Raw genomic sequence first — 1201 nt, forward strand, 5'->3', positions numbered from 1 at the left:
TTGCCGCCTTGTATCAGAATTTAATTTCTCCGACTATAGTACGGCAAGGCGCAGCCAACGCTGTAGATTTTTTATTTGAATTCACTATACAATGCCGTCTGAAAACGATTTGTAATTTAAGAGGAAATATTTGATGGCCGAACATCCTTCCGTCGGCACGCCGCTGTTTTACGGCGTGTTTTTTGTCGCAGTGCTGATTATGATAGCAATCGATATGCTGTCGCTTAAGAAAACCGGTGCGCACAAGGTCAGCGTGAAAGAGGCCTTGGCGTGGACGTGCGTGTGGATTGCCGTATCCTGCGGTTTCGCCGCATGGCTGTATTTCGAGCTGGCGGGCAATCCGGCTTACGGTGCCGTTGTCGCTAAAGAGAAAGTGTTGGAATTTTTCACCGGCTATGTGTTGGAAAAATCATTGGCGGTGGACAATATTTTCGTGTTCCTGATGATTTTCAGCTACTTTAAAGTGCCGCCGCAATACCAGCACCGTGTGCTGCTTTACGGTGTGTTGGGTGCGATTGCGTTGCGGGCGGTGATGATTTTCATCGGTGCGGCGCTGGTGCAGCAGTTTGAGTGGATTTTGTACATTTTCGGCGCGTTCCTGCTGTACACCGGTATCCACATGATTAAATCCGGCGGCGATGACGGCGATGAGGATTTGAACAATAATAAATTGCTGGGTTGGCTGAAAAAACACATCCATGTCAGCAAAGAGCTGGACGGTGAAAAATTCTTCACCGTGGAAAACGGCAAGCGTGTGGCCACGCCGCTGCTGCTGGTTCTGGTGATGGTGGAGCTGAGCGACGTGATTTTCGCGGTGGACAGTATTCCTGCCGTGTTTGCGGTGACAACCGATCCGTTTATCGTGATGACTTCCAACATCTTCGCCATTTTGGGCTTGCGCGCCATGTATTTCCTGCTGGCGGACGTGGCCGACCGTTTTGTCTTCCTGAAATACGGCCTGTCGTTCGTATTGAGCTTTATCGGTGTGAAAATGCTGATTATGCACTGGGTGCATATTCCGATTGCGGTGTCGCTGTCGGTAGTATTCGGCGCACTGGGCGCGTCGGTGCTGACTTCGGTGATTTACAGCCGCAAGCTGGATAAGGAAAAGCGCGGCTCTTAAGTGGGTTAATCACAGAAAGGCCGTCTGAAAATAAGCGCGGGTATAGTCGTTGAACTTAAATCCTGCTACGGCGTTGGC

Annotated in this window: 1 protein-coding gene; it reads left to right on the plus strand. The window is 50.3% G+C overall.

Translation table 11 applies throughout. From position 1 onward, the window contains the following. Positions 1-133 precede the first annotated feature (133 nt). Complete coding sequence (locus tag BDE01S_RS10605) at positions 134-1123, plus strand: TerC family protein (protein WP_066081376.1); 990 nt, start codon at positions 134-136, stop codon at positions 1121-1123. Positions 1124-1201: the final 78 nt, after the last annotated feature.

It is taken from the genome of Bergeriella denitrificans NBRC 102155, assembly GCF_001592185.1.
In the GTDB taxonomy this organism is placed as follows: Bacteria; Pseudomonadota; Gammaproteobacteria; order Burkholderiales; family Neisseriaceae; genus Neisseria; species Neisseria denitrificans.

Excerpts from the sequence above, each read along its gene's own strand:
- BDE01S_RS10605 (WP_066081376.1), top strand. The coding sequence starts at position 134 with ATGGCCGAACATCCTTCCGTCGGCACGCCGCTGTTTTACGGCGTGTTT.